Below are 6,000 nucleotides of genomic sequence, written 5' to 3' on the forward strand. Positions count from 1 at the left end.
AGAAATAGCGCCATACCTCCGGGGGGCTGACTTCCAACCCCGGGATATCCCTGTAGTCCTTTTCGGTGGGAACGCGTGCTGCCTGGTCAACTCGAAAGTGGGGATATATGTACTTCCCCTCAATATCCGGCCGGCAGGAGGGATCGAGGAGGGCGATCTGGATGAGGTAGTCCTCTTCCAGTTCCCGGTGGGACACAGAGAAGTCCTCCGGGCAGAGCCCGACAGCGGCAACGCCTCCCCCCTTTCCATTTCCACGGTTGTGCATCTGCATGCAGGGAGGGAGGATATGGCGACCGCCGAAGGGAACGGTCGAGGCATACCCGACAACGCCGCACCCCCCTTCGCCCGAGGCCTTGGAATGGCGCAGAGGCCCGCCCCTTGTCAGAGCCGCCCCCGGCTCATCTTGTCCCTTGGTAGTCTTCATGGAACAGAAGATCTCTCCTTCCCCTGAGCTCCTCCACGGAGTCCAGGTCGAGCCGCCACAGGATCTCCATGAGCTGGATCTTCCACCCGTGGTAGAGATTGGTGATTCGCTGGATCGCCCATTCAGGATCCATGAGGCAGGACATCTCCTCGTCGGTAGTAGCTATACCCCTTGGGCATCCGCGGCCGCTCTCGCAGTTTCCGCACCGGCAACATTCGAGGGCTACCAGTTCGGCCGTGCCGATGACGACTCCGTCGGCTCCCAGGGCGATGGCCTTGGCCGCGTCGTAGGCTGTGCGGATGCCGCCACCGGCCATGAGGGTTACTTCGTCTCTGATCCCCTCCTGCTCAAGAAACCGGTGTACCTTTGGAATGGCGTACTCGATAGGCATGGCGATGTTCTTCTTGGCGATCTCGGGGGCCGCACCCGTTCCCCCGTATCCCCCGTCCAGATGGACTATGTGAGCCCCTGCATAGTAGCTCCCCACGGCCACCATATCCACATCGGTGGGAGTCGACACCTTGACCGAAACCAATGCATCGGGGTTGATCTCCAGAACCCAGTCGAGGTGCTTTCTATGGTCCTCCACGGAATAGACACTGTGAAACGGGAAGGGGGAGAAGAGGCTGTGGCCCGGCACTGTCTCCCTGAGTGCCGCCACTGCCGGGGTGACCTTGTCGCCCAGCAGGTGGCCTCCGAGGCCCGGCTTTGCCCCCTGGGCGTACTTGAACTCCACCACAGGAGCCAGCTTGATGGTTTCCTCCCGCACTCCGAACAGCCCTGTGGCGACCTGCGTGATGACCCATGGTGCATAGGGGACGAGTTCGTCCGGGTATCCCCCTTCTCCAGTGCAGGTAAGGGTCCCCATGTTGCGAGCCGCCCCTGCTTTGCCTATCATGGTGGGAAGACTGATCGAACCAAAGGACATGCCGCCCCCGTAAAGAGGTAGGCCTATGGATCTTTCCGGTCCACGATCTCGGCGGTTGAGCCGGACCGAGAGATTGATCCGGGCTTCCAGCAAGGACTCGAGACGGGGCGCCTCCCTTTTCCACCTGAAGCGGAGCTTGTCAAAACCGCCCCCCGAATCCCCCCCTTCGACGGCCTTTCCGTTGGCTGGAGGAAACCCGGTTTCCGCCAGTTCCCATGTCGAAAGGATGAGTTCGGGCGTCCACCTCCGGTCTCCAAGTGTCTGCAAGAGAGGATTCTCAGAGATCGAAAGAGCCTCCATGGGGCAGTGGGCAACACAGAAGAAGTCGTTCTCCCTGCATGAGATCCCGATGCACCGCTCGACATTGGGAGAAGTGACGAGGTTCTGGCCGGGCCTGATTTCGTGGACACCGAGAGGACAGAGCTCAACACACGTGCCGCACCTGATACACCGCACGGTCCGTTCCACGGCATAACGGGGCAGTGCGTTCCGGAACCGGGAGGGTGCTCTCACGATCCTTTTCTCCACCTGCTTCACCGGAATTCCTCCTGAAAGACCTCCCTTTCGAGTTGATCGAAGTAGAGGGCCCTGCCCGTTTCGCCCCTCAGACGCCTGACCTCTCGGAGCCCCATGGCTCCGAGAACCTCCAGAAGCTGGTTTTGCCATGCTGCCATGAGATTGATCATGCGGGTCGCCCCCCAGTCCGGGTCGATGTGCCGGATCTCCCGGGGACAGGTATCAGGTAGGCTGCACTCCCGGCATGCAAGACACTCCAGCCCGATCAAGAGGGGGTATGTGATGACGACGCCGTCGGCCCCCGAGATGATCGCCTTGGGAACGTGTTCGGCTGCAGCGATTCCACCGCTGGCAAGCAGGGTCACCTCGTCGCGGATCCGCTTTTCAACAAGGTGGAGATGGATCCACTGGAGGGCATCCTTGAGGAAAGGACTTCCGGGGAGCAGAGGGGCCCGCCCGTGACGGTCCGCCATGAGGTGGATCACATCGGCCGACCCCGCTGCAAGGGCCTCCACCGCCGTGTCTGCATCCGGCGTGAAGGGGAGGGCCACAGAGACGAGTGCATCTGGGTTGATTTTCCTGATTTGTTCCAGCTTCTTGCCCCAGTCTTTGGAAAAGGGGATCTCCACCATGGCCGCCCCCTGGATCGACGCCCTAGCCTTCTCCAAGTCGTCCCCTATTCTGGGTACGCCCGAGGAGCTGTATCGGTTCAGGAGGGACGGCCAGTTGCCCGGATCGAAAGCGAAGAAGGTACCCAGGCTCCGGGCGGCCAGACATACTGCCTCCGCAACCTTCGTTCCGTAAAGATCCACGGGAAAGGCGCCGAAGAGGACGGGGATGGGCAGGTGAACCACCCTCGCCGGCAGACCGGCGAGATTCCCCGCTCCGTCGAACTCCAGATGGTCGGGCTTCCTGCCCAGGTCGATTCCCGTGTGGATATACTCCCGCCCGTGTATGCCGTCCCGGGTGGGCCTGACTATTTCGGACATGTCCGTCCACATGGAATCGAATCCAGGCCCCGAGAAGGGGCCTCTGTAACCCGCTCCGAAGACGGGGATCCTTCCCGTCTCAGCCTGAAGCCAGGTGGAGGTAATGATCTCCGGTGTCCAGTATTCATCGCCGAGCCGAAGGTATTCGGGGTTGAGTATCTTCGAAAGGGACCGGGTCGGGCACTGCTGGATGCAGCGGAAGCAGTTCTTGCAGAGGTGGGAGAGGGGTTCGTCCATGAGCCTGGGATCCTCGGGTTTTCGCCTGTGGACGTCGTAGATGCACTCCTTGATGCAACGGCCGCAGTTGATGCAGGTCTTTTCGTGTCTGAGAACTCTGAAGCGGCCGACAGGGGTATACCTCGGGAGGGCACAACTCGTCTCGATGCTGTATCGTACCGGTCGAGTCCTACCAGCGGTCGACCATCCGTTCATACTCGTCACTTCCATCGATCTCTTTCATGAACCTCGCGACTCTGTCTTGCGGGGTCCCATAGGTGCGGGCTACCCTCTCCTCCAGTTCCTTCCAGGCTTCTACGAGGCCGAGCCTGCTCTGGCAGACCCGTTCGCAGCCGCGGCAGTGGAGGCAGAGGAATACCTTCTGGAGTTCCTCAGGGCAGGAGGGTTCCCCATTCAACATCCTTCGAATCAGTCCGAGCTTGGATCTGGCGGTGAGAGCTTCATCCCCGGTGACCAGGTAGGCAGGGCAGGCAGACAGACAGCTCCCGCAACGGCTGCACAAGAGGGCGGCCTTTTCCATGGGAGTGAAGGTCCTGACCCTGGCCGGTCCGCCCGAGCAGAGGAGGCCGGCTGGCCCGGACCAGAGGGGAGAGGTAAAGACGAGGGTTCTCATCAGGGCGCGGAAGAACCACGGTGGAAGGTCGACAAAGCGTGTCCCGAACCCGAAGAACCTCGAGGGGTTGAAACGATGGTTCGGGTCCACGCGGGCCTTCCACTCCTTCAGAGCCTTCAGGGATAAAGCATCGAATCTACGCCCGATAAATGGGCTGTTCCACAGGCCGAGGCCGTAAGGAATCCCGCCCGAGTCCACGGCCATCTGCGTGAGCAGGGAGGTGAAGACAAGGGCCAGAGAGTAGCGGAGCGGCCTCGTCGGCTCGCAGAAAAAGTGCGGCATCATCAAGAGAAGCCGGGGGCCGACTGCGTGGGCCTCAACGAGAAGATCGAACCCCAACCGCCGTGCCAGCAGGCGAGCCCTTGCCAGGTATGGGACAGCCGCCCTTTCTTGCAGGAGGGTTTCGCTCGCCAGGAGAGCCGATCCCACCCGGCTGAGGCGGAGGGGGAAGAGCCGCTCGTGCCATAGGAAACGGGCGAGGTGATCGGGCTCCTTTCTGCCCGGCCCTGGCGTGAGCTTCTCCCGGTCACCGGATTTTTCGAAAACGGCCAGCACCGAGTACCTGGGCTCCAACAGGGGTTCACCATAGAAGCGATTGATCTCCGCGGCAATGAGGGGATCCATCAGTTTTGCGTGGTTGCATGCCTTATCCGTTCCCGTCAGGGATCCCATCCACCGGAATGCCTCGACTTCTCCGTCGAAGGAGAGGAGGGCCGGAAAGATCCCCTCCGGTCGCTGTCTCACCTTGAGACAGACCCGGGTAATCAAGCCGAACTGCCCCTCTGTGCCGAAAAAGCGATCGAACCAGTGATCAGAGGGCAGAAGCTCTCTTACCTCTCCCGTGGGGAAAACCACGCGCATGGCGAGGACGTGTCTCTTGAGATGGCCGAAACCGAGGCTGTTGATCCCCAGCCCGCCTGTGGCGATCCAGCCTCCCACAGAGGAATAGTAGCTGCTTGGATAGGTCGAGAAGGCGAGCCCCTCGGAGTTCAAAAAGGTTTCCACATCTGCCCATCTCGCTCCTGCCTGGACGGTGATCGATGGGGCAGACCTGTCGAGGTCTAGGATCTCCTTGAGGGCACCGACGTCGATGACAACCTCCCCTTTTGTCGGAATGACGTTTCCGAATCCCGAAGAGGCTGTCGTGCGAGTGATCACGGCAATTCCTCGGGTCCTTGCGTATCTTATGGCCTCGGCGGCCTCTTCTTCGGTGGCTGGCTGAATCACACAGGCCGGCAGGGAACCGAACAAGAGATTCATCAGCCTGGGTGGGATCTCTCCCAGGTCGTGGCTGTATATGGCCCGGTCGGATTTACCGGTGAGGATCCGGCCTCGTTCGACTCTCTTGCTGAACTCTCGGATGTCGGCAGGGACAGCCTTTCTCAAGGGGATGGCTCCAGACTCGGAATCGGTTTCTTGCAGAAGCAAAGCGTACTGAAAGAGAGGTTCCCAGAGGGGAGACCGCAAACAAAAGATTCCTCGTATTCTATTAGAGAACAGGGTCCTTTTTCAATAGAAAATTCCGTGAAGTTTCCTGAGTTTTCGGCCGAGGATTCTTGCAAGTATATGACTTCGCGATTTTTTCTGTTTTGGCAGGAGAACACCCATGCCCCCTCGCTCCTGAGATCAGGGCGGTGACCCTACCGAGGTCGGCGGGCGGGCGGTTCCTGCCCCTTCCCCGGTAACACGACTCACGACTCACGAACACGAATCACGACTCACGAACACGAGTCACGAATCACGAACACTAATCACGAACACGACCTTTCCCCTCTTCTTGCGAGAGTTCCCGGAAGTAGGCGGCTTTGTGATCGTTTCTCCCTCTGTCCCAAGAGAATCCCCCTATCCGTTTGCTGCCGTGCCGCGGAATAAGAGGCTATTTCGTGGTGAGGGCGGTCCCCCAGTCGTATCTCCTCTTGACGAATTCCATGATTACAGAGGTCTCTGTACGGAGTATGCCGTCTATCCTGGTTATTTTGTCGTAAAGTAGAACGCGGAGGTCATCGAGAGACCTGACGTTGAAGTCGATGTCGACATCCGTACTGCCCGTGGTGAGGGCTATGTACCAGACCTCTTGGAGTTTGTTGAGTTCGTTGAGAACCGTGTTCACCTTCTTTGGGTCGATGTTGATGCTGATGCTTCCCACGATGCCGAAACCGATCTTGAAAGGATCGCAGACCGCGACGATTTGAACTACTTTTTCCTCCAGCAGCTTCTGGAGGCGGTTTCTCACGGTCGCCTCCGAGACCCCGAGGGTCCTGGCGATCCTGATGTTGGAAATTCTCCCGTCTTG

At 59.7% G+C, this 6,000-nt stretch carries 4 protein-coding genes; all 4 read right to left on the minus strand.

Annotated elements, in window-relative coordinates:
• Window positions 1-398: 398 nt before the first annotated feature.
• Window positions 399-1,889: an alpha-hydroxy-acid oxidizing protein gene (locus JRJ26_08460; GenBank protein ID MBW2057510.1), complete on the minus strand. Its 1,491-nt coding sequence runs from the start codon at window positions 1,887-1,889 to the stop codon at window positions 399-401.
• On the minus strand, window positions 1,886-3,304 hold the full coding sequence (locus JRJ26_08465) for a 4Fe-4S dicluster domain-containing protein (protein MBW2057511.1): 1,419 nt from the start codon (window positions 3,302-3,304) through the stop codon (window positions 1,886-1,888). The genes JRJ26_08460 and JRJ26_08465 overlap by 4 nt, the downstream gene beginning before the upstream one ends.
• Window positions 3,264-5,093 (minus strand): FAD-binding protein, encoded by a 1,830-nt coding sequence (locus JRJ26_08470; protein MBW2057512.1) that lies wholly within the window; start codon window positions 5,091-5,093, stop codon window positions 3,264-3,266. The genes JRJ26_08465 and JRJ26_08470 overlap by 41 nt, the downstream gene beginning before the upstream one ends.
• A 490-nt stretch (window positions 5,094-5,583) precedes the next feature.
• A partial coding sequence (locus JRJ26_08475; protein ID MBW2057513.1) for an Lrp/AsnC family transcriptional regulator occupies window positions 5,584-6,000 on the minus strand: 417 nt, incomplete at its 5' end.

It is taken from the genome of Deltaproteobacteria bacterium, assembly GCA_019308905.1.
GTDB lineage: Bacteria > Desulfobacterota > BSN033 > WVXP01 > WVXP01 > JAFDHF01.